The sequence below is a fragment of the Pedobacter sp. 01N416 genome (genome assembly GCF_056399685.1).
The window spans coordinates 1-2,397 of the sequence record NZ_JBFTRT010000689.1 but is presented as its reverse complement, the minus strand read 5'-3'; the positions used below and the strand labels follow the sequence as shown (position 1 = coordinate 2,397).

Here is a 2,397-nt window from a genome sequence, read left to right as displayed (position 1 = left end):
TTCTTCGCGGGAGTTTAGCTACGCGGGTAAAGAAACCAGCTTGGAAAACGCAAAAGTAGGCGATGTATTGATTTTTACAGGCAGTAATTCAAGAATAAGAAGAATCGGTCATGTTGGGATTGTTTATTCCATTGATGAAAACGGGATCAAGTTTATCCATGCCTCTTCGGGTAAAGTACATCAGGTAACCATTACAGATTTTGATGGCCATTATAAGGCCCGTTTCATGAAAATTGTAAGTATTATATAACTTACTTTTTATATTTCCACATTCTTGTTTTACCTTCTGCGAGCCATTCCAGTGTGGTATCCAATCGTTTTTGTTTAGTTGCCTCTGTTTTAGCTTCCTCAAGCCACATTACATATTCCTTTTTATTGGATAAGCTAAAATTCTGAAATACGGCTAGGGCCTTAGGATCATCTTTTAATGCTTCAATAAAATATTCGGGAATAATGAGTTCTTTCTGTACTGTAGATTTTGGCTTTGCCGGCAACTTTACATTATCCTCATTTAATTTAATTGCCTGTTGTATGTAAGCAATCAGGATCTCATCTGAAGGTAAATCTTCCAAAGATGTTATTTTCCCTAACAAACCCATCGCTTCAGACCGTTCTTTAAAAATGCCGTACTCATCTTGCATTAACGATCCCTTCCAAAAACCAAATGCACAATGGTGTTTAAAGGACGCCATATGACAAACTGTGCCTTTGAAATCGAAGAATGGCATACTCCACTTCATTTTTTCTTCAATCCGTCCATCGGCTTTATGTACCAGATTCCTTAAATGATCTAAAATGGGGATCGCAAATTCTGCCGAATTAATGATGTACTGATCTACCTGAACGATTGTATGCATAGCCTTAAAAATTACCTTACTAAATTTAAAGTAAAACTACCTTTAAAGCAAGTTCTACCGCTCCGTTATGAAGAAACTTTTTTGCCAGTTCGTGCAGCTCTCTTTCGCGGTTGGTTGTATCACCTATGGTAGCATCGAGCACTTCTTTTACTTCTGGATGGGTACTGATCAGGTCGATTTCTTCGTCGCTCGGTAAATGTTCAACGTTTCCAAGCATTCCAAGGTCATTTCCTGATAATACTTTAGAAAAACGGACCGAATGTGGTAAACGGTCTACACCGATGCCTAATTTAGCGAGGGGTTTAGCCACTTTAAATAAATTGTCGTTTGTAACCCTACAGTACCAATCGCCACCTAATCGGGCTACAAGATCGATTTTATGTTGATCAATCCGACCATTTTCATCTAAAATAGCTTCGTTAATATGAATCACTTTTATTTCAGCCAGCACGAGGTTTCCTGCACCATGATGATCGCCTAATGAAATCACTTCATTTACAACACATTCAAACTGCACCGGTGCTTCTGCTACCCTGGGTGGCAGGACCAGATCAGATTTCAACATGGTAAATCCCGCTTTCTCGAACTCGTTTACGCCTTTAGCGTATTCGGTACTAGCCAAACTCATTTGCTGCACCATATCGTAGTTTACAATATTAATGACGCATTCTTTAACCTGCAATACGTTTTCTAAGCTATGTTTGGTGGTATTATCACGCACTCTTCTTGACGGGGAAAAAATACAGATCGGCGGATTTGTACTAAACATATTAAAGAAACTGAAGGGGCTTAAATTAATATTCCCTTCGGCATCGATAGTTGAGGCAAAGCAGATCGGTCGCGGAGCGATAGCGTATTGCAAATAATTTTGCAGCTCTACGGGGGTTAAATCTTCGGTTTTAAGTGATACCAAAACTTTAAATGATTAAATTTTATAATTATGTTTTTGGAAAACAAATGCAGTGGTTAGTGGGAAACAGCAGTCCCGCTATGCGCTATATTCCCGATGAAAAATCGGGAGATAACGCTACTATCGGGTTTAGTTAAAAGGTTAGCCTAAGTAATTTAAACCTGAATCCCTTTTGATGATATTTTTTCTCTAGGTTTTCGCAACGGTCGTCATGCTGAACTTGTTTTACAAGTAGAAGTAGCATTTTCAATTGTCTTGTAGCTACTACGTGGCCAGCATCTAACCAGATAGATCCTGAACTGAATTCAGGATGACGACCGCCTTAATAATTAATCTAGAATTAAATAAATTATCTCTAAATAAATATCATCAATTTAAAGAACCTTTTTACTTCTTCAAGGCCAAAATCGAAAAATCGGTATCTGCTTTAGTAATCGTATTGGTTAAAGCACCAAGGCCTGTTATTTCCATTTCCACAACATCACCAGGCTGTAGCCACTGTACTTTATAATTTGGATCGTTAAGCAAACCAGTCCCGTTTAATTCCAAGAAACAACCCGTACCTACTGTTCCTGAACCAATTACATCCCCAGGAAGAATATCTACACCGTAAGCACAACGCTCTATAAT

General features: G+C 38.4%; 4 protein-coding genes. 1 reads left to right on the top strand and 3 read right to left on the bottom strand.

Features of this window, described 5'->3' with window-relative positions; genetic code table 11:
• A partial coding sequence (locus AC1DND_RS25850; RefSeq protein ID WP_477585450.1) for a CHAP domain-containing protein occupies positions 1–250 on the top strand: 250 nt, incomplete at its 5' end.
• A 1-nt stretch (position 251) separates the two neighbouring features.
• On the opposite strand, the gene AC1DND_RS25845 is transcribed toward AC1DND_RS25850, so the two are convergent.
• The 3 genes from AC1DND_RS25845 to AC1DND_RS25835 all read right to left on the bottom strand — a co-directional run.
• Positions 252–857 carry a YdeI/OmpD-associated family protein gene (locus AC1DND_RS25845; RefSeq protein ID WP_477585448.1) on the bottom strand — a complete coding sequence of 202 codons (606 nt, stop codon included), beginning with the start codon at positions 855–857 and terminating at the stop codon, positions 252–254.
• Positions 858–882: 25 nt separating this feature from the next.
• Positions 883–1,770 (bottom strand): flavin reductase family protein, encoded by an 888-nt coding sequence (locus AC1DND_RS25840; protein WP_477585446.1) that lies wholly within the window; start codon positions 1,768–1,770, stop codon positions 883–885.
• A 384-nt stretch (positions 1,771–2,154) separates the two neighbouring features.
• Positions 2,155–2,397, bottom strand: a 243-nt coding sequence (locus AC1DND_RS25835; protein WP_477585444.1) for a fumarylacetoacetate hydrolase family protein, incomplete at its 5' end; no start/stop codon positions are given.